Source organism: Pseudarthrobacter sp. RHLT3-21, assembly GCF_059383495.1.
The window spans coordinates 257,551-283,279 of sequence record NZ_JBWZCI010000004.1; the positions used below are offsets into that span (position 1 = coordinate 257,551).

The 25,729-nt window shown below is 68.5% G+C and carries 14 protein-coding genes and 1 pseudogene; 10 read left to right on the top strand and 5 right to left on the bottom strand.

The genetic code is table 11. From position 1 onward, the window contains the following. Positions 1–111: 111 nt before the first annotated feature. Positions 112–1,566, bottom strand: coding sequence for an FAD-dependent oxidoreductase (locus AC50YA_RS06995; RefSeq protein ID WP_494981581.1), 1,455 nt, complete (start codon positions 1,564–1,566; stop codon positions 112–114). 139 nt (positions 1,567–1,705) lie between these two features. After that, complete coding sequence (locus AC50YA_RS07000) at positions 1,706–2,704, bottom strand: DNA topoisomerase IB (RefSeq protein ID WP_494981582.1); 999 nt, start codon at positions 2,702–2,704, stop codon at positions 1,706–1,708. A 93-nt stretch (positions 2,705–2,797) separates the two neighbouring features. Here AC50YA_RS07000 and rarD point away from each other — a divergent pair, with 93 nt between their 5' ends. The 3 genes and pseudogenes from rarD (at position 2,798) to AC50YA_RS07015 (ending at position 5,162) form a co-directional block, all read left to right on the top strand. Next, positions 2,798–3,793: an EamA family transporter RarD gene (gene rarD, locus AC50YA_RS07005; protein WP_494981583.1), complete on the top strand. Its 996-nt coding sequence runs from the start codon at positions 2,798–2,800 to the stop codon at positions 3,791–3,793. 1 nt (position 3,794) lies between these two features. Continuing rightward, positions 3,795–4,736: pseudogene (locus AC50YA_RS07010) on the top strand (dihydrolipoyl dehydrogenase family protein); the annotation flags it as partial. A gap of 72 nt (positions 4,737–4,808) precedes the next feature. Continuing rightward, positions 4,809–5,162 carry an oxidoreductase dimerization domain-containing protein gene (locus AC50YA_RS07015; RefSeq protein ID WP_494981616.1) on the top strand — a complete coding sequence of 118 codons (354 nt, stop codon included), beginning with the start codon at positions 4,809–4,811 and terminating at the stop codon, positions 5,160–5,162. A gap of 84 nt (positions 5,163–5,246) precedes the next feature. Here the strand turns inward: AC50YA_RS07015 and gabT are convergent, their stop codons facing one another. Further along, positions 5,247–6,617 carry a 4-aminobutyrate--2-oxoglutarate transaminase gene (gabT, locus tag AC50YA_RS07020; protein ID WP_494981584.1) on the bottom strand — a complete coding sequence of 457 codons (1,371 nt, stop codon included), beginning with the start codon at positions 6,615–6,617 and terminating at the stop codon, positions 5,247–5,249. Positions 6,618–6,722: 105 nt separating this feature from the next. Next, a complete protein-coding gene (locus AC50YA_RS07025; RefSeq protein WP_494981585.1) occupies positions 6,723–8,153 on the bottom strand; it encodes a gamma-aminobutyraldehyde dehydrogenase in 1,431 nt (476 codons plus the stop codon). Between the two features lie 157 nt (positions 8,154–8,310). Here AC50YA_RS07025 and AC50YA_RS07030 point away from each other — a divergent pair, with 157 nt between their 5' ends. From AC50YA_RS07030 to AC50YA_RS07060, 7 genes are all read left to right on the top strand, one after another. Beyond that, positions 8,311–9,747 carry a PucR family transcriptional regulator gene (locus tag AC50YA_RS07030; protein WP_494981586.1) on the top strand — a complete coding sequence of 479 codons (1,437 nt, stop codon included), beginning with the start codon at positions 8,311–8,313 and terminating at the stop codon, positions 9,745–9,747. Between the two features lie 88 nt (positions 9,748–9,835). Beyond that, positions 9,836–10,108, top strand: coding sequence for a hypothetical protein (locus AC50YA_RS07035; RefSeq protein WP_494981587.1), 273 nt, complete (start codon positions 9,836–9,838; stop codon positions 10,106–10,108). 145 nt (positions 10,109–10,253) lie between these two features. Further along, positions 10,254–21,086 carry an amino acid adenylation domain-containing protein gene (locus tag AC50YA_RS07040; protein ID WP_494981588.1) on the top strand — a complete coding sequence of 3,611 codons (10,833 nt, stop codon included), beginning with the start codon at positions 10,254–10,256 and terminating at the stop codon, positions 21,084–21,086. A gap of 64 nt (positions 21,087–21,150) precedes the next feature. Then, positions 21,151–21,363: an MbtH family protein gene (locus AC50YA_RS07045; RefSeq protein WP_111906740.1), complete on the top strand. Its 213-nt coding sequence runs from the start codon at positions 21,151–21,153 to the stop codon at positions 21,361–21,363. After that, positions 21,360–22,358 (top strand): ATP-binding cassette domain-containing protein, encoded by a 999-nt coding sequence (locus AC50YA_RS07050; RefSeq protein ID WP_494981589.1) that lies wholly within the window; start codon positions 21,360–21,362, stop codon positions 22,356–22,358. Before AC50YA_RS07045 ends, AC50YA_RS07050 begins: the two co-directional genes overlap by 4 nt. Further along, the gene (locus tag AC50YA_RS07055) at positions 22,355–23,155 is read left to right on the top strand and encodes an ABC transporter permease (protein ID WP_494981590.1); all 801 of its coding nucleotides are present in this window, start codon (positions 22,355–22,357) and stop codon (positions 23,153–23,155) included. The genes AC50YA_RS07050 and AC50YA_RS07055 overlap by 4 nt, the downstream gene beginning before the upstream one ends. Beyond that, complete coding sequence (locus tag AC50YA_RS07060; protein WP_494981591.1) at positions 23,152–23,937, top strand: 4'-phosphopantetheinyl transferase family protein; 786 nt, start codon at positions 23,152–23,154, stop codon at positions 23,935–23,937. Before AC50YA_RS07055 ends, AC50YA_RS07060 begins: the two co-directional genes overlap by 4 nt. Here AC50YA_RS07060 and AC50YA_RS07065 read toward each other — a convergent pair. Further along, positions 23,934–25,610 carry a CYTH and CHAD domain-containing protein gene (locus AC50YA_RS07065; protein ID WP_494981592.1) on the bottom strand — a complete coding sequence of 559 codons (1,677 nt, stop codon included), beginning with the start codon at positions 25,608–25,610 and terminating at the stop codon, positions 23,934–23,936. The two genes, AC50YA_RS07060 and AC50YA_RS07065, sit on opposite strands and share 4 nt — an antisense overlap. Positions 25,611–25,729: the final 119 nt, after the last annotated feature.

The window sequence follows — 25,729 nt, forward strand, 5'->3', positions numbered from 1 at the left end:
GCCGCCGGCGCGAGGCCTCCAGCGCCAACCCTCTTGCGCGAACGGACACTTGCGGCCCCTGGGGCCGCAAGTGTCCGTTCGCGCTGTTTTGGAATGGTCAGGGGGTGTGGGTCAGGCGCGGGAGATGTTGATCATTTCCTCGCGCGGGACTACTTTGATGCGTTCACGCACGACGTCGGCAGTCGCGTCGGAGCCGGGCTCGCCTTCTGTCCACGCGGCGCCGAGGGCTGCTTCGTGCGCGTCCAGCTTGATCCACCCCTCCCACGTGGTGAACTCGATGCCGCGCTCCGTCAGGAGATCGATGATGGCCTGCGGATCCGGGTTCTGCGCCGGAGGCAGCGTCAGGCGGTCCTCCAGCAGGAAGCCGATGGTCTCCAGGGCGTCGCCCTTGGTGTGGCCGATCAGGCCGACCGGCCCGCGCTTGATCCAGCCGGTGGCGTAGATTCCGGGGACGGGGCTGCCAGCCGCGTCCAGCACCCGGCCGCCCTCGTTGGGGATCACTCCGCGCTTGGCGTCGTATTCCAGCTCGTCCAGGGGTGAGCCGTGGTAGCCGATGGCGCGGTACACGGCCTCGACCGGGTAGTCCACAAACTCGCCGGTGCCCTTGACGTTGCCGGTGCCGTCCAGCTCCATACGCTCAAACTTGATGCCGGCCACCTGGCCGGATCCGCCGTCGTCGGGGTCCTGGTAAATCTCCACGGGGCTGTGCAGGAAGTGCAGGTGCAGGCGGCGGGAGGACGGTTCTTCCGATTCGGCGTGCTCCTCCACGAGCCAGTTGGTCAGCGTGTTCACCATGGTCTTGATCTGGTTGTTGCTGCGGATGGCATCATCGGAGGCTTCGTCGAACTCGAAGTCCTCCGGGTACAGGACTATGTCCACGTCCTTCATGTGGCTCAGTTCGCGCAGCTCCAGCGGCGTGAACTTGACCTGCGCCGGGCCACGGCGGCCGAAAACATGGACGTCGGTGACCGGGGAGTTCTTCAGGCCCTGGTAGACGTTCTCCGGGATCTCGGTGGTGAGGAGCTCGTCGGCGTGCTTGACCAGCATCCGGGCCACATCCAGCGCCACGTTCCCGTTGCCGATCACGGCGATTTCCTTCGCGTCGAGTGGCCAGTCGCGGGGCACGTCCGGGTGGCCGTCGTACCAGGACACAAAGTCGGCGCCGCCGAACGATCCGGCCAGGTCGATGCCCGGGACGTCCAGGTCCGCGTCCTTGATGGCGCCAGTGGAGAAGATGACGGCGTCGTAGAAGGCGCGGAAGTCGTGCAGGGTGAGGTCGCGGCCGTACGTGACGTTGCCCAGGAAGCGGATGTCGCCGCGGTCCAGGACCTTGTGCAGGGCGTTCACGATCCCCTTGATGCGCGGGTGATCAGGGGCCACGCCGTAGCGGATCAGGCCGTACGGGGCGGGGTAGGCCTCAAAAAGGTCGATACTGACCTCAAAATCGCCGTCCTTGACGCCGTTGGACTTGGTCAAAATGTCCGCCGCATACACACCCGCCGGTCCCGCACCCACAATAGCAACGCGGAGTGGACGTTTGGAGGTGGTTTCGCCTGGGTTGGACACCGGGAGCCCTTCTGGAACGAGGAGATTGCGACGGAGGCGCACAGTGCAGTTGCGCACAATGTCCCCATTCTAAATGTGCGCGGGTTCCGAATGTGCACGGGCGGGACGCGCCGCCACGCGGCAACCCGTGCTGGAGGCCTCAGCCGCTTTGTTGCAGCGGCACCACATCACCTTCTTGGTACAGCAGGGCCCGAAGCTCGGCCTCCGCGGAGTCCAGGCGTTTGGGGTCGATGGTCTCCCCCGCGGCATAGTGGTCCAGCAGCCGGGGATCAACATAGCTCTTCCGGGCGATCGACGGCGTGTTCCCCAACACCGCGGCAGCCTCCAGCATGGCCACGCTGATGGCGCCCTTCCGCGTCGCCACTGTAGGTTGCGGACCGCTGCGCGCCAGGCTGACGGCGGCCGCCACGGTCCCGTGCAGCGTCCGGAAATCCTTGGCGGTGAAGTCCAGGCCCGTCCGCTCCTTAACGTAGGCATTGATGTCCGCGCTGGTGACCGGCCGCCAGGTCCGGCCGTCCTTGAATGCCAGCAGCCTGGCATTTCCACCGCGGCGCTTGAGCGTCCGCACCAGGGCGGCGAGGTCGGCGTCGTGAATCTCCGATTCCCAGTCCTTCCCGCTCTTGGCCGGAAAGCTCAGCTCCAGGCACTCCCTCCGGACGTGGACATGCGCACACAGGAGCGTGGCCAGGCCGCGGCTGCCGTTCTCGTTGGTGTACCGCTCGGATCCCACCCTGAGGGACCCGCTGTCCAGCATCCGGAACGCCGCCGCCAGCACGCGTTCCCGGCTGGGACCGTCGCTGCGCAGGTTCAGGGTGACCAGCCTGCGGGCGGTGGGCAGCGACTCCGCCAGCTGCAGGGCGCGGTCAAACTTCACGCGGTCTTTCCGCTCGCGCCATTCAGGATGGTAGATGTACTGCCGCCGGCCCACCGCGTCCAGGCCCGTGGCTTGGATGTGCCCGTTGTCGAACGGCGCAATCCACACGTCCGTCCAGGCCGGCGGGATGCCGATGCCTTCCAGCCTGTCCCGGACGGGCCCCGGCGGCAGCGTGGAACCGTCCAGGTCCCGGTAGCTGAAGCCCGTCCCGGCGGGCACACGACGGTAGCCTCGGCCGTTCGCGTTGCTGCGGCGGAGCCTCACGGGGCGGCATCCTGCCGGTTTATCGGTTCCATGAAGGAAAGCGTACTGACTATTGACTGGAATACGAGTCCAACAACTGGTGTTATTGGTTAGGTGCCTACTCCCCCTGAAACGAACTCCTTGCCCAAGACCGCTGTCACCGCTCCATCCGGTCTTAAGGCTGTGGACAAGGAGACGACGGCGGGAGTCCTGTTCGGCTTCGGGGCGTACGGGCTGTGGGGGCTGCTCCCCCTGTACTTCTTTGCGCTGATGCCCGCCGGAGCGGTGGAGATCGTGGCCAACCGCGTGGTCTGGTCGCTGCTGTTCTGCGTCCTCCTGATCACCGTGACCCGGTCCTGGCGCGCGCTCGCCAAGGCCTTCCGCGACCGCTCCGTTTTTGGCACGCTGGCCATCGCTGCCGCCCTCATTGCCGTGAACTGGCTGACCTATACCTACGGCGTCACCACCGGCCAGGCCGTCGAAGCCGCCCTGGGCTACTTCATTAACCCCCTGGTCTCCGTCCTCATCGGTGTGTTCGTCCTCAAGGAAAAGCTGCGCCCGCTCCAGTGGGCCGCCGTCGGAATCGGTTTTGTAGCGGTAGCCGTACTCACGGTGAGCTACGGCAAACTGCCCTGGATCGCACTGACGCTGGCCTTCAGCTTCGGCCTGTACGGGTTTGTGAAGAAACGCGTTGGCCCCAGGGTGGATGCGGTGACCAGCCTCAGCGTGGAGACCATCGTGCTGGCCCCGATCGCTGCGGCCACCATGGTGTTCCTTGGTGTCAGCGGCTCGGCCACCCTGGCCAGCCAGGGTCCGGGGCACTTCTGGCTCCTGGTGGCCTCCGGCGTGATCACCGCGGTGCCCCTGCTGTTCTTCGGCGCATCGGCCCGCCGGCTGCCCATGACCACCATCGGGCTGCTCCAGTACGTCGCCCCGGTGCTGCAGTTCATCGTGGCGCTGGTGGTGTTCCAGGAAGCCATGACGCCCGGCCGCTGGATCGGCTTCGGCGTAGTGTGGCTCGCCCTGCTGCTGCTGACCGTCGATATGCTCCGCGCCACCCGCAAAAACTCGAGGAATAGGAAGCGGGCAAAGCTGAATGCAGTCTCCTAACGTGGATCTACTCGTCATCGGCGGCGGCAAAGCAGGAAAGTCCCTGGCAATGGACCTCGCCGCGGCCGGCCAAAGCGTGGCCATGGTGGAGCGGGGCATGATCGGCGGCACGTGCATCAACGTGGCCTGCATCCCCACCTAAACCCTCGTCAACAGCGCCCGGCTCCTGAAAACCAAGCGCCGCGCGGCCGAGCTCGGCATCACCGGCGCCGAGTCCCCCGCCATGGACGTCAATCTCCTCCGCCGCCGCAAGGACGACGTTGTGGGCACCATGGTGGCCGGGCAGCGGAAGTCTTTCCTCGCCTCGGGCATGGATCTGGTGATCGGGGAGGCCAAGTTTGTGGCGGACCGCACCGTGGAGGTAGCGCTCGACGGCGGCGGCACCCGCACCATCAGCGGCACCAACGTGGTCATTAGCACCGGCATGGTCCCGTCCTTGCCGCCCATCGACGGGCTTGCCGGCGCCGATGTCCAGACCAGCGAAAGCATCCTCCGGCTGCTGGAACTGCCGGCCAGCATGGTGGTTCTGGGTGGCGGCTACATCGGCGTCGAGTATGCGTCAATGCTCCATCTGATGGGCGTGCGCGTCACGGTGGTGCACCGCGGGGCGCACCTGCTGGGCCGCGAAGATCCCGACGTCGCGGCCGCCGTGGCAGAGGCCTTCACCCGGGACGGCATCGAGGTCCGGCTCGGCGTGGAGGCCACCCGGGTCACGCGTGCCACCGACGGCACAGTGCGCGTGGAACTTTCCGACGGCGGCACAGTTTCCGCCCAGGACATCCTGGTGGCGCTGGGCCGCGAGCCGGTCACGGCAGGGCTGGGACTGGAGAAAACCGGCGTCGAGCTGACACCGCGCGGGTTTGTGGCAATGGACCAGCACCTGCGCACCACGGCCTCCGGCGTCTGGGCGGCCGGCGATATTGCCGGCTCCCCGCAGTTCACCCACGCGTCCTGGAACGATTACCGCATCCTGAAAGCCAACCTGGCCGGAGGTAACCTCAGCACGAAGGACCGGCTGGTTCCCTACGCGGTCTTTATCACTCCGGAGCTCGGCCGTGTGGGGCTGACCGAAACTGAAGCACGCGCGGCCGGACACAACGTCCGCGTGGCCCGCATGCCCGTTTCCGCGATTCCCCGGGCCCGCACCATCAGCGAGCTCGACGGCGTCTGGACAGCCGTCGTCGACCGTGGCACCGACCTGATCCTGGGCGCCGCACTGCTCAGCGCCGAGGCCAGCGAGGTCATCGGCGTAGTGCAGATGGCGATGCTGGGCGGCCTGCGCTACCAGCAGGTGCGCGACGCCGTCATCACCCACCCGACTATGGCCGAGGGGCTCCAACTACTCCTCAGCGACGCCTTCCTGGAATAGCGCGAACTGGCAGCTAATGACCTCAAATCCGGGGATTTGACGTCATTAGCTGCCAGTTCGCGCTGTGGGTGGTGGGGGTGGGTCCTAGGCGTTGGCCTTGATGGCCGCAGCCAGGACGTCCAGGCCGTCGTTCAGCAGGTCGTCGGTGATGACCAGCGGGGGCAACAGGCGGATGACGTTGCCGTAGGTGCCGCAGGTGAGGATGATGACACCCTCCTTGAGGCAGGCAGCGGCCACGGCCTTTGTCAGCTCGGCGTTGGGTTCCTTCGAGCCGGCCTGGACCAGTTCGACGGCCAGCATTGCGCCGCGGCCACGGATGTCGCCGATCACGGCAGTCCCGGCGCCGGCCAGCTCGGCCTGCAGCTCCTGCAGGCGTCCCGTAGCAAGCGCCTCGATGTGGCGCGCACGTCCGGCAAGGTTGTATTCCTCCATGGAACCGATCGCGGCAAGCGCTGCGGCACAGGCAACCGGGTTGCCGCCGTAGGTGCCGCCCAGGCCGCCCGGGTGGACGGCGTCGAGCAGGTCCGCGCGGCCGGTGATGGCGGACAGCGGCATGCCGCCGGCGATGCCCTTGGCCATGGTGATGATGTCCGGGACAACGCCCTCGTGGTCTACCGCAAACCATTCACCGGTGCGGCAGAAACCGGACTGGACCTCGTCGGCGATGAACACCACACCGTTGGCCTTGGCCCAGGCCGCCAGCGCGGGGAGGAAGCCCTCGGCGGGGACAATGAAGCCGCCCTCGCCCTGGATGGGTTCGATGATGATCGCGGCCACCTGGTCGCCGCCGATCTGCTTCTCGATCATGGTGATGGCGCGCTTGGCGGCCTCGGCACCGGTGATCGAGGGGTTCTCCTCGCGGTACGGGTAGCTCATGGGCATGCGGTAGACCTCGGGCGCGAACGGGCCGAAGTTGGTCTTGTACGGCATGGCCTTCGCGGTCAGCGCCATGGTCAGGTTGGTGCGGCCGTGGTAGGCGTGGTCAAAGGCGACGACGGCGTCACGCCCCGTGGCGAGGCGGGCCACCTTGACGGCGTTCTCCACAGCCTCGGCACCGGAGTTGAACAGCACCGTCCGCTTCTCGTGGTCGCCCGGGGTCAGGCGGTTGAGCTGCTCCGCGAGGGCCACGTAGCTTTCGTACGGGGTGACCATAAAGCAGGTGTGGGTGAAGTGCTCCACGGCTTCCTTCACGGCCCCGACGACGGCGGGATCGGACGCGCCGACGCTGGTCACCGCGATGCCCGAGCCGAGGTCGATGAAGGAGTTGCCGTCGACGTCGTGGATGATGCCGCCGTCGGCGTCCGCAACGTAAACGGGAACGGCAGACGCGACACCGGCGGCGACAACTGCCTTGCGGCGCTCGGTCAGGGCGATGGACTTGGGGCCCGGGAAGTCGGCCTGGACACGGCGCTTCTGTTCCAGGCGGAACGTGATGTCGTTTGCTGTGGCAGTCATGGGTGTCTCTTTCTTTACTGAATGGGCCCACGCCGGCAGGGTTACCTGGCCGAAGCGAAGCGAGGTTAGGGCGCCGGTGGGGAGGCTCGACCACCGGGAGAGTTGCTAGGCGTCGAGTGCGCTCATGACGTGCTTGATGCGGGTGTAGTCCTCGACGCCGTACATGGAGAGGTCCTTGCCGTAGCCGGACTGCTTGAAGCCGCCGTGGGGCATTTCGGCGGTGAGGAGGATGTGGGTGTTGATCCAGACCGCGCCGAAGTCCAGGTCGCGGCTCATCCGCATGGCCGTGCCGTGATCGGACGTCCAGACGCTGGACGCGAGGGCGTATTCGACGTCGTTCGCCAGTTCGAGAGCCTCCGCCTCGGAGGTGAACTTCTGCACGGTGATGACCGGGCCGAAGGTTTCCTTCTGGACGATATCGTCCGTCTGCTTGGCACCGGTAACGATGGTGGGTTCGAAGAAGAAGCCCTTGTCGCCGGCGCGGTGGCCACCGGTCACGACCTTGCAGTTCTCCGGGAGGTGCTCCACCACGGAGGTGACGGCGTTGAAGTGGTTCACGTTGTTCAGCGGGCCGAAGTAGTTGTCTTCATCGTTCTGCGAGCCCGTGTGCAGGGTCTTGGTGTGCTCCACCATGGCCGCCACGACGTCGTCGTGGACCGAATCCTCAACCAGCACCCGGGTGATGGCGGTGCAGTCCTGGCCGGCGTTGAAGAAGGCGAACTCGGCGATGGCCGCGGCGCTCTTCTTGATGTCGGCATCCTTGAAAACGATGGCCGGGGCCTTGCCACCGAGCTCCAGGTGGGCGCGCTTGAGGCCCTTGGCGGCTCCGGAAGCGACGGCGATGCCGGCGCGGACCGAACCCGTGATGGAGACCAGGCCGGGGACCTTGTGCTCCACCATCATGGCGCCTGTTGCACCCGTTCCCAGCACCACGTTGAGGACGCCGGCGGGCAGGATGTCGCCTGCCAGGCGGGCCAGCACCAGAGTGGATTCGGGGGTGGTGTCGGACGGCTTGAGGACCACGGTGTTGCCGGCCGCGAGGGCGGGGCCGATCTTCCAGATGGCCATCAGGAACGGGTAGTTCCACGGGGCAACCTGGGCCACCACGCCGATGGGTTCGCGGCGCACGTAGGAGGTGTGGCCTTCGAAGTACTCCCCGGCGGACTTACCTTCCAGGATGCGCGCGGCACCGGCGAAGAAGCGGAGCTGGTCGGCGCCGGCGGCAACTTCCTCGGACGCGATGAGCGAACGCACCTGCCCGGTGTTGCGGTGCTGGGCCTCCACAAGTTCATCACTGTTGGCCTCAACGGCGTCGGCGAGCTTGAGCAGCATCAGCTGGCGCTGCCCGGGGGTGACATGCTTCCAGGTCTTGAAGGCATCCTTGGCCGCGGTCATGGCAGCGTCGACGTCGGCCTGGATGGACACGGGCGACTGCGCCACTACCTCGCCGTTGGTGGGATTGACGATGTCCAGCAGGTCAGTGCCCGCGGGCGTGACGAACTCACCGTTGATGAAGTTCTGCAAGGTTTGAACCACGGTGTACAACCTCTTTCATAGGGAACATCAGCTGCGAAGCGGATGGTTGCGACTGCCTTGAGCCTATGCCAGCACCTTCACCCCGGGGAATAGCCACCTGCACACCCTTGGACGCAATGTTTAGTGCGGTTGACCAGCACCCGTCTATCCTTGAGCCATGGCCATTTCCCTCGCCACGTTGCTCGGCGTGCACTCCCTCCACCTGTCCAGCGCCGGCCTTGCCGAGACCACCTGGCACGAGGACATCAACTGGGTTGCCGTCACGGAACTGGAAGACCCGCAACGCTTCCTCAGCGGCGGCGAACTGGTGCTCACCACCGGCATGCGCCTGAAGTCCGCGCCCGAGCAGCGGCGCTTCGTCCGGCAGGTCCAGCGCGCCGGAGCCGTGGGCATCGGCTTCGGGACAGGACTGACGCACGACGCCGTCCCGCCGGCCCTGATTGCCGAGGCCAACCGCTGGGGGCTGCCGATCGTCCAGGTGCCTTACGAGACCCCGTTCATTGCCATCGGCAAACTGGTGGCGGAAGCGCAGGCCGCTGATCACGTCGCCAAGCTGGAGCGCTTGATCGCGGGCCACCAGGTCCTGGCCCGCGCCCTCCTCACCGGCGGCGGCCTCGCGCAGCTCCTGAAGCACCTGGGCGGCATGCTGAGGACGGAGATTGCCCTCACCCAGTTCACCGCCCACCTCTACAACAGCAGCGCCGAGCTCCCCTTCGCTGACACCTGGGCCTCCTACCCCATCCCCACCGGTCGCCGCGATGCCTGCACGCTGTGGGTCCGCCAGCCCTTCGAGGATTCGGGCATCATCGGCTACGCCCAGAACCTGATCAGCGTGGAGCTGAACAACATGGTCAAGCAGCGCCAGGCCCAGCGCGCCCTGTGCGGCCAGGTGCTGGAGGACGTCATCCACGGCGCCCTGGAGACCAGCGAGGCCCAGCGCCGGCTCGCCGGCGTGGGCCTGAACAGCACGCGCAAGAACGTGGTGCTGCTGGCCGTTTCGGCCGCTCATCACAAGGCACTGGTGAGCACCTCGGTGCCGCAGCCGCTGGAGAACGCGGTGGCCGCCGTCGTCGGGAAGGACCTCGTGGTGGTGATTAACGACGACGGCGGTGCGGCACCTGCGCTGGCCAGGCGCCTCAGCGACCACCTGGCTGAGGCCGGGATCCACGCGACGATCGGGATCGGCGGCGCGTACACCAAGCCCAACGGCCTGCGCTGGAGCTACTTCGAGGCGCGCGATGCGGCGAGCCACGGCCTGCCGGTGAACGAGCCGGAACGCCTGAGCCTGACGTCCCTGTTGCTGGCCAGCGAAGACGTTCCTCTGGCCGACATGGCCCACGAGTCGCTGAACCCGCTGCGCGCGTTCGACGCCGCCCACGGTGCGGAACTGGTGACCACCCTGGAAAGCTACCTGAACAACAACGGTTCCGTGGCCGCCGTCGCCGAAGCCCTGACCCTGCACCGGAACACCGTGCGGTACCGGCTGGCGCAGATCACCGAGCTGACCGGCTACGATCCTTCGGTCACGGCGGACCGTGTGCAGCTGTGGCTGGCGCTGGCCGTGTCGCGGCTCGGAGCGCGCCAAGCCAGGTAGGCCCATCCGGACTGCCAACGGGTCCGAATACTCCTATGACACCTTCGTGGTGCGTGGAAACTATTTGGCTACCTAACTGGAGATGAACGTGAATAAGACCTTCAAGACCGCAACCCGGATCGCCGCAGGATCAGCACTGGCATTCTCTGCCTTCGCCGTGACGTCAATGCCGGCCCAGGCCGGCGGGATTCCGGACACCGCCACTTCGGCCACCCAGCCGGCCGCCGGGAACGATTTCACTGTCGGACCGCTGGTTGACGGCGGCTTCCTCAATGGCGGCGTGGTGAACGGCCCCGTCGTAGATGGCCCCCTGGTGGACATGGGCGATACCGGCCCGTTCCAGTTCGGCCAGTTCCAGTAATCGTCAGCTGACAATCCTGTCCTGATTTCCCGCAGGCCGGCCGTGATGGCCGGTCCGTGGGAGTCTTCCCCTGCCCGGCCCCGCAGTGCGGGTCCCTTTGGCGTGCCCGGATCCCTTTCCCTGCAGCAGATACCCGAGAAGGAACATGTCCCCGAACTCCTTGAACTTCCCCGCCCATGACGCCGCGGCAAGGCTGGACCTGACCCCGGCCCAGCGCGGCATCTGGTACGCCCAGAAGCTGGCACCGGAGAACCCGATGTTCCAGATCGGCCAGTTCATCGAGATCGTCGGGCCCCTGGACGTGGAGGTGCTGGCCGACGCGCTGCACCAGGCGGTATCCGAAACCGACGCCCTCAACATGGCCTTCGCCGAGGATGACGGCGGGCCGTTCCAGTACCCCCAGCGCAAAGCAGCGGCCCTGGACATCACCGATCTGGGCAAGGCCAAGGACCCGGAGGCCGAGGCCAGGTCGCTGATGGACTCCGATCTGGGTCTTCCCCGCAACGCCGCCACGGACGAGCTTCTGCACACCGAGCTGATCCGGATCTCCGCGGAACGCCATTTCTTCTACCAGCGCGTGCACCACCTGATGCTGGACGGCTACTCGGCCGTGCTGGTCCTCAAGCGTGTGGCCGGGCTCTACAACTCGCTGCCGGACAACGCACAGCTGGACAACGCACAGCTGGCCGGTCCCGAAACCGGCAGCACTGACGGTGGGCCCCGCTTCCGGCGGCTGAATGAACTCCTCGCCGTCGAAGGCAGCTACCCGGAGTCTTCCGCTGCCGCGGCAGACCGCACATATTGGGATGCGCAACTGGCGGATGCCGCGCCTGCGGCCGGGTTGGCCGGCCGGCCCGACGCCGCCGCCACCTCCCTGGTGCGCGCCAGCCGGGCGTTGCCCGGATCAGCTGCTGCCGCCCTGGCATCTGCCGCCGGCAGTGCACCCGCGTTGGTCCTCACCGCGGCTGCCCTCTACCTGCACCGGATCACCGGCGAACGCGACGTCTCCGTGGCCCTGCCGGTGACCGCGCGGCGCGGCAAACTGGCCAAATCCACGCCGTCCATGCTGTCCAACATCGTGCCCGTCAGGCTGGGCGTGGATCCCGGGGCGACGGTGCGCGGAACCATCGAGGCGGTCGGCGCAACGTTGCGCGGCGCCCTCGTCCACCAGCGCTTCCGCTATGAAGACCTGGGCTCCCAGGGCGGCTACCTTGGCCCGTCGGTGAATATCCTGCCTGTCCTTGACGACATCAGCTTCGGCGCGGCCCGGGGCACCATGAACATCCTCTCCACCGGACCCATCGATGACCTTTCGATCGTTATCCACGGGCTGGGCGCCAGCGCGGGCACCGGCAACCGAACAGACGACGGCGGGCAGGCGCCCGGCGCCGGGCAGGCCACCGGAGCGGGTCCGGCGACCGTCCAATTCGAAGGGAACGCCGCCCTCTACAGCACCCACCGGCTCGAGGACCACCTGGACCGGTTCATCCGGCTCCTGGAGCACGTGGCCACGCGGCCGGACGCCCGCCTGGCCGATCTGGCAGTCACCACCGGGTCAGAGGAACGCTCGCTGCTCGCTGCCGGGGAAGCGGCTGACCTGACCCTTCCGCGGCACACCATCGTGGAGGAGTTCCAGCTCAACGCCGCGAAGGACGGCGCACGGACCGCCGTGGTTGCTCCCGACGGCGAGCTCAGCTTCGGTGAACTGGAGGCGCGTTCGAACCAGCTCGCCAGGTTCCTCCGCGGCCTCGGCGCGGGCCCGGGAAGCACCGTTGCTGTCCGGCTGGACCGCGGTGTCCTGCTGCCGGTCGCCATCCTGGCGATCCTGAAGTCCGGTGCCGCGTACCTTCCGCTGGACCCGGACTACCCGGCCGGCCGGGTTGAGGGCATGCTCGACGACGCCGCCCCGGTCCGCCTGCTGACCACCTCCGCGTTCACCGGGGAGGGCGCCAGCCACGAGGAACTCACCACCGACGTGCCCGTCACCGTCCTGGACTCGGCCCTGATGGCCGCCTGCCTGGACGGCAAGGACGCCTCCGCGACGGTGCCCACCGCCGGCCAGCAGGACCTCGCCTACGTGATCTTCACGTCCGGTTCCACCGGGCGGCCCAAGGGCGTCGGCGTCGAACACCTCGCCCTGCTGAACCTCTACACCTCCCACCGGGACAGCATCTTCCTGCCGGCGGAAGCCCGACTGGGCCGGAAACTGCGGGTGGCGCACACCGCCGGGCTGTCCTTCGACGCCTCGTGGGACCCCATCCTGTGGCTCATCGCCGGGCACGAACTCCATCTTGTGGACAACCAGACCCGCCGCGATCCCGAAGCGCTCAGCAGCTACCTCGCTAGCACCGGCATCGACTCGATCGAGACCACGCCGTCCTTCGCCAAGGTGCTGCTGGCCGGCGGCCTGTTCGACCAGGACACGCACCCGTCAGTGGTGGCCCTTGGCGGCGAGGCCGTGGATGCCACGCTTTGGAGCGCCCTTGCGGAGAAGGACGGGGTGGTGGCCTACAACTTCTACGGCCCCACCGAGACCACCGTGGATTCCCTCACGGCCGTGATGGAGCCCGGCACCGAACCAACCCTGGGCGGCTCGGTCAGCAACAGCCGCCACTACATCCTGGACTCCGGCCTGAACCCCGTGCCCGTCAGCGCCGTCGGCGAACTGTACGTCGCCGGGATCAACCTGGCCCGCGGCTACCTCGACCAGCCCGGCCTCAGCGCGGAACGTTTTGTGGCCGACCCGTTCGCGCTGGACGGCTCACGCATGTACCGGACGGGCGACGTCGTCCGCCGCCTTCCCGACGGCACCCTTGAGTTCCGGGGGCGCATGGATGCGCAGGTCAAGATCCGCGGCTTCCGCATCGAGCTGGCCGAAATCGAGGAGGTCCTTCGTGGCCTGGACGGTGTGGAACACGCGGCCGTTGCGGTGAGCAAAAACCGCGCGGGCTACGACCAGCTGCTGGGCTACGTCACCGCGGCCGCCGTTGCGGGAAGTGCCGGCGGAGGAAGCACAGACGAAACCGGATCCGCACTGGACCCGGTGGAACTCCGGAAGCTGGCGCGCCGGCAACTGCCGGGCTACATGGTTCCTGCGGCGATCCAGCAGATCCCGGCCATCCCGCTGACACCGAACGGCAAACTGGACACCCGCGCGCTGCCCGCGCCGGCCCAGGAATCCGCCGATACCGAACCACGGAACCGGCGTGAATGGATCGTGTCCGACGCCTTCAAGGAAGTCCTGGGGCTCCAGGCCGTGGGGCTGGACGATGACTTCTTTGACCTCGGCGGCCACTCGCTGCTGGCCACCCGGCTCGTGGCGCTCCTCCGGGACAGGACAGGAGTGGCGCCGGCGCTCGGCACCGTGTTTGAAAAGCCCACTGTGGCCGGCCTCGCCGAGTCGCTCGAGCTTGGCGCCGGAAATGCCCATCCCCTCGTACCGGCGGAACGCCCGGCCGTGGTGCCGCTGTCCTTCGCCCAGCGGCGGCTGTGGTTCCTGAACCGGTTCGACCCCGAATCGGGCGCTTACAACATCCCGGTGGTACTGGACCTCAAGGGGTCCCTGGACGTTGCTGCGCTGGAGGCAGCCATCGGCCGCGTGGCAGGCCGCCATGAGACCCTGCGGACCATTTTCCCGCTGGTGGACGGCGAACCCGTCCAGCAGATCCTGCCCGGCGGCGAGCGCCCGCCGGGAATGCTGGCTGTGCAGTGCTCCGCGGATGGCCTGGCCGGCGCCCTCGAGGCCGAAACCAACCGGGGATTTGACCTCAGCCGCGAGCTTCCGCTCCGCGCTGTCCTGTTCCAGCTGGCCCCGGACCATCACGTGCTGGCGATTACCCTGCACCATATTGCCGCTGACGGCTGGTCCCTTGCCCCCCTCGCCCGGGACCTCTCGGAGGCCTACAACGGCCTGGCCTCCGGTCAGGACGTGCCGCCGGCTCCCCTGCCGGTCCAATACGCCGACTACACCCTCTGGCAGCGCGCCGAACTGGGCAGCGAGGACGACCCGGAGAGTGCCATCTCCCGGCAGCTGGACTTCTGGACGCGCGAACTGCGCGGCGCCCCCGAGGAACTCCGGCTCCCGTTCGACTACAGCCGGGGCGCGCACGGCGCAACAGGGCCGGCGTCGTCCGTTCCCCTGGCCATCGGGCCGGAAACCAGCGCCCGGCTCAACGCCCTGGCCCGGCAGCACAACGCCAGCCTCTTTATGGTCCTGCAGGCCGCGCTCGCGGCCCTGCTGACCAAGTCCGGCGCCGGTGACGACATCCCGCTGGGCACGCCCGTGGCCGGCCGGACGGACACCCAGCTGAACGAACTGGTGGGCTTCTTCGTCAACACCCTGGTGCTGCGCACAAACACCTCCGGCAACCCCACGGCCGCCGAGCTGGTGGAGAGCGTCCGGTACACCAACCTGCACGCCTACGCCAACCAGGATGCGCCCTTTGAACGCGTGGTTGAGGAGCTCAACCCGGCCCGTTCCCAGCACCGCCACCCGCTCTTCCAGGTCATGCTCACCTTGCAGAACACCGCCGCGGCCGGACTCGCCATGGACGGGCTGGATGCCACGGCGGACCTCAGCCAGGAGCCCGGCGGGGCCAAGTTCGACCTGCTCCTGGACCTTGCTGAAGCTGCCGCCGAAGCCGCCGAAGCCGCCGCAGAAGGCAACCGTGCCGGGGAAGGCGCCGCATCCGGCATCCGCGGATCCCTGGCCTACAACCCGGCACTGTTTACCCGCGCCACGGCCGAGCAGCTGGTGGAAGGCTACGTTGCCGTCGTCGAGCAGTTCGCCGCTGATCCCGGCATCACGCTGGACCGCCTCCGGATCCAATCGCACGAAAAGCAGAATCTCGCGTTGGAGCAGAGCCTCCGCACCGGCACCCCCAAAACCCCAGGACCGGACGCCGAAGAGTCCGGCACCGTGGTTGATGCATTCCTTGCCACCGCCGCTCGGACTCCCCGGGCGTCGGCGCTCATCGACGCGTCCGGGCCGGACCATGGCATCAGCTTCGGCGAGCTCCACGGCCGGGTGGCATCCGCCGCGAAGGGCCTCGTGGCCTCGGGCGTTAAACCCGGCGACCGCGTTGCCGTTTTGCTGCCCCGCACGGCCGACGTGGTTGTTGCATCCCTGGCCGTCCTGGCCGCCGGTGCCGTGTACATTCCGGTGGACCTGAGCTATCCGGCGGAACGGATCGGAATGATCCTCGACGACGGAGCCCCGGCTGTCGTGATCGCCGCACCTGCCGCCGCAGGAGCTGACACGGCGGAAGCCGGCGCCGCTGGACCGGACGCGGCAGGACCGGAAGCTTATGGTTCCGGCGGTCCCCGGACCTTCAGCATGCAGATGCTGCACGATGCCGGCACGGACGTCCCGGACGCGGCGCTGGAACAGCGGCTCCCGGCAGCCGCGGACCTGGCCTACGTGCTCTACACGTCGGGTTCCACCGGTCGCCCCAAGGGCGTGGCCGTGGAGCACAGTGCCCTCGCCAACCTCTACTTCCATCACCACCGCACCCTGTATGCCCCGCACTTCCGGGATGCGGGCACTTCCCCGGTGTCCGTGGCGCACATCGCCGGCCTGGGCTTCGACGCCGCGTGGGATCCGATGCTCTGGCTGGTGGCCGGGGCTGAACTCCACATGGTGGCGGATGAGGTCCGCGGCGATGCGGAAGCACTGAGCGGCTACTGCCGCGACCACGCCATCGACGTTCTGGAGACAACCCCGTCCTACGCCGGCCAGCTGCTGCAGAGCGGCCTGCTGGATGCCGGGCGGGACCAGCCGCTGCTGCTGGCCCTCGGCGGCGAAGCGGTCCCGGCCGAGCTGTGGACCCTGCTGGCGTCCACGCCGCAGGTGGAGGCCTACAACTTCTACGGCCCCACTGAGTTCACCGTGGACTCCCTCACGGCCAAAATCAGCGGGGACGCACCGAGCATCGGCCGCGGCATCGCCAACACGGATACTTTTGTGCTGGACCAGTACCTGGCCCTGGTTCCGGCCGGCATCCCCGGTGAGCTGTACCTGGCCGGACCGGGCATGGCACGCGGCTACGATCTTCGGCCGGCCGAAACAGCATCCCGTTTTGTGGCCAATCCTTTCGCGGCCGACGGCGGCCGGATGTACCGCACCGGAGACCTGGTCCGGCGCGCCCGCAACGGCTCGCTGGAGTTCCTGTCCCGCACGGACGAGCAGGTCAAAGTCCGCGGGTTCCGGCTCGAACTCGGCGAGATTGAAGCGGTGCTTTCCGCGCACCCCGGCGTTGAGCGGGCCGTTGCCCTTCCCGACGGCGAACCGGCCCACCGGGTGGTGGCCTACTACACAGGAAGCATCACGCCCGAGGACCTCCGCCTCCTGGCTGCGGACAGGTTGCCGGACTACATGGTCCCGGCCGTCCTGATGCCCATCCCCGTAATGCCGCTGACGCCGCACGGCAAGCTGGACCGCAAGGCCCTGCCCGCCCCGATGGCCGCCGGCAGCGCCCTGGGCACCGCTCCGGCCACCGCTGACGAACGCACCATGTGCGGGATCTTCGGCGAAATCCTGGGGGTGGAGAACGTCTTCATGGCGGACGACTTCTTTGTCCTGGGCGGCCACTCGCTGCTGGCCATCTCCATGATGGGCCGGATCAGGGACGAGTTCGGCACCGAGCTGCCGCTGCGCACCCTCTTTGACCAGCCCACCCCGGCCGGGCTGCTGGATGCCGTGCGCGGGCCCGTATGTACCGCCGGGTCCAAAGCGTCCACGGGATCCACAGGGTCCGCCGGATCCGCCGCATCCGCGGCAGCCGCGGCATCTGTCGAAACGACGAGCACCCGTGAAGCCCAGGACCTGCCCACTCCACTCCCGGAGTGGCTGGCCGGCCCGGGCGCCATCCGCCCCGACCGCCTGGAACTGTCCTACGCCCAGTCCCGGATGTGGTTCCTGAACCAGCTGGATCCGGGCTCAGCGGACTACAACATCTCCCTGGCGGTCCGCCTGTCCGGCGAGCTCAACGAGCCGGCCCTGGCCTCCGCCGTCGAGTCCTTGTTCCAGCGGCACGAAGTCCTCCGGACCATCTACCCGGAGACCAACGGCGTTCCCGAGCAGCTGATCCTGGACCTGGAAACGAGCGCCGCCGGCACGCACCTTGCCGTCAGCACCGCGGCCTCGGACCACCACGTCCGGCAGCTCCTGCGGGAGGACGCCGAACGCGGCTTCGATGTCCGCACCGACCTGCCGCTGCGTGCCCGGCTGATCCGCGCCGCGGCCGACGGCGGTCCGTCCCAGTGGGTCCTGCACCTGGTGATGCACCACATCGCCAGCGACGGAGCCTCCATGGCCCCGCTGGCGCGTGACCTCACCGCCGCCTACGAGGCCGCCCTCGGCACTGGTCCGGCGGTTGGCACGGGTCCGGCGGCCGGACCTGCCCCGCTTCCCCTGCAGTACGCGGACTTCAGCATCTGGCAGCGGCAGCAGCAGCAGCAGCGGCAGCAGCTCGACGGGAAAGCCCTTACGTCCGGGCTGGAACACTGGCAGCACACGCTGGCCGGGATCCCGGCCGAACTCACGCTGCCCGCGGACCACCGCCGCCCCCGCGAATCGCGCCAACCCGGTGCGCAGCTAAGGTTCCGGATCAGTCCCGGCAGCGTCACCGCCCTCAACACCCTGGCCTCGGCGTCGAACGCGTCCCTCTTTATGGCGCTCCACGCCGGGCTGGCTTCCTTCCTGCACCGCACCGGTGCAGGCGACGATCTGGTGATTGGCTCCCCCACCGCCGGCAGGACGGATCCTGCCCTGGCCGAGCTTGTGGGGTTCTTCGTGAACACCCTGCCGCTGCGGGTCAGTGCCGCCGGGGATCCCAGCCTCCGGACCATGCTCGGCCGATCGAGGGAGGGCATCCTTGATGCCTTCGACCACGACGACGTGCCCTTCGAACGGCTCGTCGAAGCCGTGAACCCGGAGCGGGAACTGGGCCGGCACCCCCTGTTCCAGACCATGCTCACGGTGGACAACGAGGCGCCTGCCGTCCCGCAGCTGCCGGGCGTCACCGTGACTCCGGAGCCGGAGACCGCGTCAGGGGAAGCCAAGTTTGATCTGTCCTTCACCTTCCGGCCCGAGGACGGCGGCGGCCTGGCCGCGACCGTTGACTACAACGCCGCCATGTTCAGCACGGACACCGCCCAACGGCTCACCGAAGACTTCGGCCGGCTGCTGGACCTCGCGTCCGTGTCCCCCGACACCCCTGTGTCCGCCCTGCCGATGGTCGGGGAAGCGGAAGCGGCCAGCCTGATGGCCGCCACCGCCGGGGCCCGCTCGGACTCCGGCGTTGGGGCCGCCGCGTGGAACGAGGAAACCGGAATCCTGGCAGCCTTCGCCGCGACGGTCAGGGCAACGCCCGATTCCACGGCCCTGGTCGCCACAGGAACGGACGGAACCGAGGAAGCGTCCGACGGCGGGACCTTGAGTTTCGCCGGCCTGGCAGCTTCGGCGTCCCGGATCGCTGCCGGGCTGACCGCGGCGGGAGTCAGCCACGGCAACGTTGTCTCTGTGCTGCTGCCGCGCTCGTCGGGAACGGTGCAAAGCCTGCTGGGTGTCCTGTCCGCGGGGGCCGTCTACAACCCCATCGACACCGAGTACCCGGACGAGCGCGCCGCGGCCATCCTTGAGGATGCCGCACCGCAGGCAATCCTGACCACCGCGGCACTGGCCGGCAGGGTGCCGCTGATCCTTGACGGCCTCGCTGTCCGGCCCCGCGTCCTCCTCCTCGAAGACCTGGCCGCCGAATCCGCCGGCGCCGGCCTCGCAGCCGAAGTAAACGTGCACGAGGTCCCCGTCCACAGCCCCGGCCCCCGGGCCCTGGCCTACGTGATCTTTACGTCGGGCTCCACCGGCCGGCCCAAGGGCGTGGAAGTCAGCCACGGCGCCTTGGCGGCGCTGCTCGCCTCACATCGGGAGACGCTTCTGTCAGGTATCAGCCGCCGGCGCGTGGCACACACCACGGGCGTCGGCTTCGACGCGTCCTGGGACCCGATCCTCTGGATGGTGGCGGGCCACGAGCTGCACCTGATCGCCGACCACACCCGCCGGGACTCCCGGCAGCTTGCCGCCTACTTCGCCCGGCACCGCATCAACGCCTGGGAAACCACCCCCGGCTACCTGCGCCAGCTCCTCACCGAGCCGGCATTCACCGGCCTCCTGGACGGACACGCCGGCGGCGCGGATGCCTTCAGCCTGGCCCTCGGCGGCGAAGCGTTCGACGCCGGGCTCTGGGAAACCGTCGCGGCGCACCCGGGCGTCCAGGCGTGGAACCTGTATGGACCCACCGAAGCCACCGTGGACACCGTGGTGGCGCGGGTGGGTGACACGGAGACACCTGTCCTGGGCAGGCCAACCGCGGGAACACGGCTTTATGTCCTCGACGCGAGGCTGCAGCACGCCCTGCCCGGCGCGGCCGGTGAGCTGTACATCGCTGGCCGCCAGCTGGCCCGGGGTTACCGCGGCATGCCCGGGCTGACCGCCGAGCGGTTTGTGGCGGACCCCTTCGCGGGCAGCGGCGAACGGATGTACCGCACCGGCGATGTGGCCTACCGGCACGCCGACGGCCGGCTCGTGTTTGCCGGCCGCAACGATGACCAGCTGAAGATCCGCGGCTTCCGGGTGGAGCCCGGCGAAGTGGAGAATGCACTCCGCAGCGCGCCCGGCGTCGGCGAGGCGGTGGTCCGTGCTGTCGGAAACGACGACGACCTTCGCCTGATCGCCTACGTTGTGCCGGCGGCCGGTGCGGAACCCGCCAGCGGTGCCCTGTCCGACGTCGTCCGCCACCACGTGCGGGGCCTGCTGCCGGACTATATGGTGCCCGCCGCCGTCGTGGTCATCCCTGACGTGCCGCTGACCCCGCACGGGAAGGTGGACACAGCGGCGCTCCCGGACCCCGGCACCGCAACCCGCAACGCCGGGCGGAGTCCACGGACCCCGCGTGAAGTGACCGTGGCCGGCATCTTCGCCGACGTGCTGTCCCTGGACCGCGCCGGAGTGGACGAATCATTCTTCGAACTGGGTGGCCATTCGTTCCTGGCGCAGCCGCTGATTGCCAGGGTCAACGCCGCGCTGGGAACGGACCTGCAGGTCCAGTCGCTGTTCCGGGCCCCCACGGTGGAAGGGCTGCTCCTGGAGGCATCGAAGGGGGCTGGCGAGAGCGCCGCGGACAGCCTCAGGCAGCTGCTCCCGCTGCGCACCACGGGAACCAAGCAACCCCTGTTCGCGGTGCACCCGGCGTCCGGCATCAGCTGGGGCTATGCCTCGATGCTGGGCCGGCTGGACCCGGAACGCCCCCTGATCGGCCTGCAGATGCCCGGGATGGAGCCGGGCCGGACCCATCCGGTCCAGGCGGCAACGCTGACCGGACTGGCCGATGACTACATTGCGCAGATCCGCACCGTGCAGCCCGAGGGGCCCTATCACCTGATGGGCTACTCGTTCGGCGGGTCCCTGGTCCACCGGCTTGCCACCAGGCTGCAGGAGCTCGGCGAGGAGGTGGCGTTCCTGGCCATCCTGGATGCATTTCCCGGCCAGGATGACAATGCCGACGTCGGAACGGGACCGGCGCTTTGGGCAAGCTATCTCGACGCCCAGGGCTACGATCTTGCAGGCGAGGACCTGCAGGCCCTGGACGCCGCACGCACCCAGGAAATCCTGCGGGAAAACCACAATCCGCTGGGCAACGTTCCGCTGGATTCGGTCCAGGCCATGGCGGGCAACTTCCCAGCGCTGGCAAAGCTGATCCGCCAGGACCAGCCCCAGGTGTTCACTGGCGACCTGCTGTTCTTCCAGGCCACCGACGAAGTGCCGGAAGGCACGCCAGGGAGCGCGGCCTGGGCCCCTTACATCACCGGAACCATCACTGATATCGCCGTGGACACCCGCCATTCAGAGCTCTTAAGTGACCGGTCTCTCAGCACAATAATGCCCGCGTTGGCCATCCGGCTGGGCAGCGGAGCCGAATAACCAGTGATGCTCCTGTTACAGAAGGGGAGCCTATCCACCCGCCAGAACAGACAGGAAAGTCACCATGACGAATCCATTCGATGACAAGTCCGCAACGTTCTCCGTCCTCGTCAACGACTATCAGCAGCACTCGCTGTGGCCGGCCTTCGCCGCCGTTCCGCAGGGCTGGGTCACCATGTTCGGCCCGGACAACCGCGAGGCCTGCCTCGACTACGTGTCCCGCACCTGGACGGACATGGCTCCGCGCAAGGTCGCCGAGCTCGCCGCCGCGCATTGATCCGGGTCGAGAACGTCACCAAGAGTTTCGGCAGCTTCAAAGCCCTGGACGGCCTCTCCCTGCACGCCCGGGAGGGGACCGTTCTGGGCCTGCTGGGACCCAACGGATCCGGAAAAACCACCACCGTCAAAGTGCTCACCACGCTGCTGTCCCCGGACGGCGGCGACGCGCGGGTGGCCGGCCACTCAGTGCTGGCTGACCCGGACCTGGTGCGCCGGAACCTGGGCCTGTCCGGCCAGTACGCCGCCGTGGACGAGAAACTCACCGCCTTCGAAAACCTGCACATGGTGGGCAGGCTCTATGGCATGAACAGGCGCAACGCCTCGGCCCGGGCCAACGAACTGCTGGAAAACTTCCGGCTGACCGACGTCGCCGGCAAACGTTCCGGAACCTTTTCCGGCGGCATGCGCCGGCGGCTTGACCTTGCAGGGGCCATCGTGGCCCGGCCCAAGGTGGTGGTCCTGGACGAGCCCACCACCGGGCTGGACCCGCGCGGCCGGCTGGACACCTGGGACGTGGTGTCCCGCCTCGTGGCGGACGGCACCACCGTGCTGCTGACCACCCAGTACCTTGAGGAAGCGGACCGGCTGGCAGACCACATCGCCGTCATCAACCACGGCCGCGTCATTGCCGAGGGGACCGCCACGGAACTGAAGCAAAACGCCGGTTCGGAACGGATCGACGTCGTCATGCGCAACGCCGCGGACCTCACCGCCGCTGCCGCCGTGCTGGAACGGGCAGCCGGGCCGGATTGCCGCCCGGAACTGGATCCGCAGAACCTGCGTGTCTCCGTGGCCGCCGCCGGTGGCCACCGCCTTCTGGTCCGGGTCCTCTCCGAACTTGACGCCCGCGCGCTGCCGGTTGAGGAGGCCTCCTTGCGCCGCCCCACCTTGGACGATGTGTTCCTGCAGCTCACCGGCCACGCGCCCGCCGCCGGGAATTACGCGGCCGCCGGGGACGAAGCAACCGCCCAGAAGGAAGGGGTGCCCGCATGAGCGCCATCACCGCAGCCGCCCGGGACAGTTCAGTCATTGCCCGCCGCAACCTCCTCAGTGTTCTTCGCACACCCGGCGCGCTGGTCACAGGCATCGTGCAGCCGGTTATGTTTGTGCTGCTGCTGGGGTTCGTCTTCGGCGGCACGCTGGGCGGGGACCAGTACCGCAGCTACCTGATCGGCGGCATCCTGGCGCAGACCCTGACGTTCAACGCCTCCTTCACGGCCGTGTACCTGGCCAAGGACCTGCAGCTCGGGCTGATCGACCGGTTCCGGTCCCTGCCGATGTCCCGTGTGGCCGTCATCCTGGGCCGCACCTCCTCAGACCTGTTCACAAGCGTGCTGTCGGTACTGGTGACACTGATCTGCGGCCTCGCGATCGGCTGGCGGATCACCACCGGACCGGCCCCGGCCCTGGCCGCGCTGGCTCTGCTACTGCTGTTTGCCTTCGCCGTCTCCTGGATCGGGGCCGTGATTGCCCTGACCGCCCGGAGCGTTGAAGTGGCGCAGAGCCTGGGCCTGGTCTGGCTTTTCCCGGTCACGTTCGTTTCCGGCGCCTTTGTGTCCGTGAACTCGCTCCCCGGCCTGCTGCGCACCATCGCCGAATGGAACCCCGTCACCGCGGTGGCAACCGCCGCCCGCGAACTCTTTGGCAATCCGGCCCCGGCCGGCTTCGGTGTGCCGAGCGGCTGGCCCGCCGAAAATGCCGTGCTGTACTCAGTGCTGTGCAGTGTGGGCATCATTGCCGTCTTCGCCCCGCTGGCTATCGCCCAATACCGGCGCATCAGCAAACGGTGACGGCCGACGACGGCGGCACAGTCCCCGGTGTCGGCGCACGGTCCGGCGCTGGCAGCGGCGCCCGGTCCGGCGTCGTGTACCTCTGCGTCCGCTCAGGCGACCTTGAGGCGGACTGCCCTGCCGAGGGCGGGCTGTCCGCCTATCTCTCCGCCGCCGAAGTCAGTGCCGCCGGCCGCTTCACCCGGGCCGGTGACCGCCTTGACTACGCGGCTTCCCATGCTCTTTTCAGGCTGCTGGCCGCATACCGGCTGGGCCTGCCACCGGTCGCCGCCGCCGGCTTGGCCGTTACCCGGCTCTGCTCCGGCTGCGGCAGCCCGGAGCACAGAAAACCCGGGGTGGACGGCGTCAGCCTCAGCCTGTCCCGCAGCCACGGCGTGGTGATGGCGGCAGCCGCTCCCGCCGGGACGCCGGTGGGCGCCGATGTTGAGCTGGTTCCGGACAGCCTGTTTAAGGCGTTCGACGACTACGTTGCATCACCACTCGAGCGTGGCGGGCTCCAGCACCGTGACGTGGACCCCCGGCTGCAACTCTGGACGGCCAAGGAGGCGGTGCCTAAGGCCGCCGGGCTGGGCCTGGCCGTGACTCCTGCCGCGGTGCACCTCGCGCCGGCCGGCGACAGCCTGCTCCAGGCTGCCTGCCCGGACATTCCCCAGGTCCATGGGCTGTTGGCCGCCGCGGTTCCGGCGCCGAAGGGGTACAAGGCGGCGATATCCGCCGGCTACGGACTCCCGCCGGTCCCCCTGGCCCTCGCCGACATACTTGGTTCCGGCCCGCTGTCCTAAATGACCTTCCCCCGGAGGACCTTGCGGGACTTCGTCCGCTCCTGGCGGTACTCGGCTTCGGCATCGGCCGCGAGCTGCACCTGCCGGGTATGGAGCGTGACGTAGGCCGATGCGACGGCCTCGGGCAGGTCCGGCGCCGCCGCCAACTTGGCCAGCAGGTCCCGGGCCACCACGCTGTCGTGGAAATTGCCGAGGACCTGCTGCTGGCGGTGCGCGGCCTTGGCGATCTTCGCAGCGCGCTTGCCGTGCACTGGCCCCGCGGACTCCGCCACGTGCCGCAGCCGTTTGGCGTCCTTGCGCACCTCGTGGAGGGCTGTCTCGTGCTCCGCTCCCCGCCGTGAGCGTTTGGCCGCCCGGGCTGCGCGCTGCAGGCGTTTGGCGGCCTTGGCCACCAGTTTGCCCGCCGCCTTGCGTGCCGGGGCGGCACCCTCGGGCCGGACCGGCGGGTGGTCACGGAAGGCTTCCAGGTCATCCAGGAGCCGGAAGTACCGTTCGGAAAGCAGCGCCTTCTGGAGTTTCCGGTATGCGGTGTTCAGTGTCATACCGAGTTCATCGTCCAGCCGGCCCTTCACCGCCGAGGCCAGCCCCGGGTGAAGTTCGGCCGCGTGCCCGAGCAGGCGAGCCAGCATCACTTCGGCGTCGCGCGGCGATCCCAGCACGCTGCAGAGCCACTTCAGTTCGTCCCTAAGACGCCGCCCGGCCACGGGACTGTAGAGCCGGCGGTACGCTGCGAGCGCGGAACGGGCCCGCCGGGCGGCCGACCGCAGATCGTGCACAGCCTCGGGTTCCTCCAGGCGGACGCCGGGATCATGTGCCAGGATTTCGCTGATCTGCGCAGCCAAGTACGCGGTCAGGAGGTCCGACACCGGTCCCTTCTTGCCGGGACTTTTTGGGCCGGCAGCGGCACCGGGCTCCCTGGCTGGCAGCGCCAGGACTTTAGCCAGCTTGGAGCCGTGCCTGGCCGGGCGCGCCCCGGCGGCGGCCAGGATTTCCGCCGCGGCCGGGAACAGGTCAGGACTCCCGTGCACCAGCTCCAGCTCCCATTCGCGCCACTGCTGCGTCCGGGCCTCCCCGTCGGGCGCAGCCGCACCGCCCGCAGCGCCGTCGCCCGCGCGGTCGGCAGTGACGTCTGCGGCGCCGCCCGCAGCGCCAAGCAGCTCTGCGCTCACGCGGTCATCGGCCAGGTCCGCGAGGTGCACACCGTCCTCGCCGTACAACGGATAGGTGGTGCGCCGGGTTTCCAGCCGAACCACCGGGGCGGCATCCTCGCCTCGGAGGTACACCAGCACATGCGCCAACAGGCTGTCAGGAACGACGCCGGGCTGACCCAGCGGGGCGTGCAGCTCGCGGCGCCGCTGGGGTTCCGAGCCGGTCACGGTGTCGGCGCCGGAGCCGCCGCCAGGGGCCCCAAGTCTGACCGTCTCGCCACCGGACCGGGGGCCCTCCGCGGTCAGCTTGAGGTGCCAGCCGGCGTCGACTCCACCGGTGCGGCGGCGAAGGGTGATATCGCGGGAGGCGAGCGTGTGACTTTCCGTGTCGAAGTACACCGCTTCCAGCGTGTCCACGTGGGGCTCCCCCACTCGGGCCACGCCGGGGATCTCCGCGAGCGATGGCACCTCCGCGTCCTGACCGACGTCGTACTTCTTTTCGACCTCAACTGCCTGCGAAACCATGACCGGCCGTCCTTCCACATTGATGGGCGCCAGATCCAGCTGGACGAGTTCTTACGAGCCCGGGGCTGAACTCTTGTGGCCCGAGTCTATGCCCGCAACATTAATAGCCGGGAGAGGTT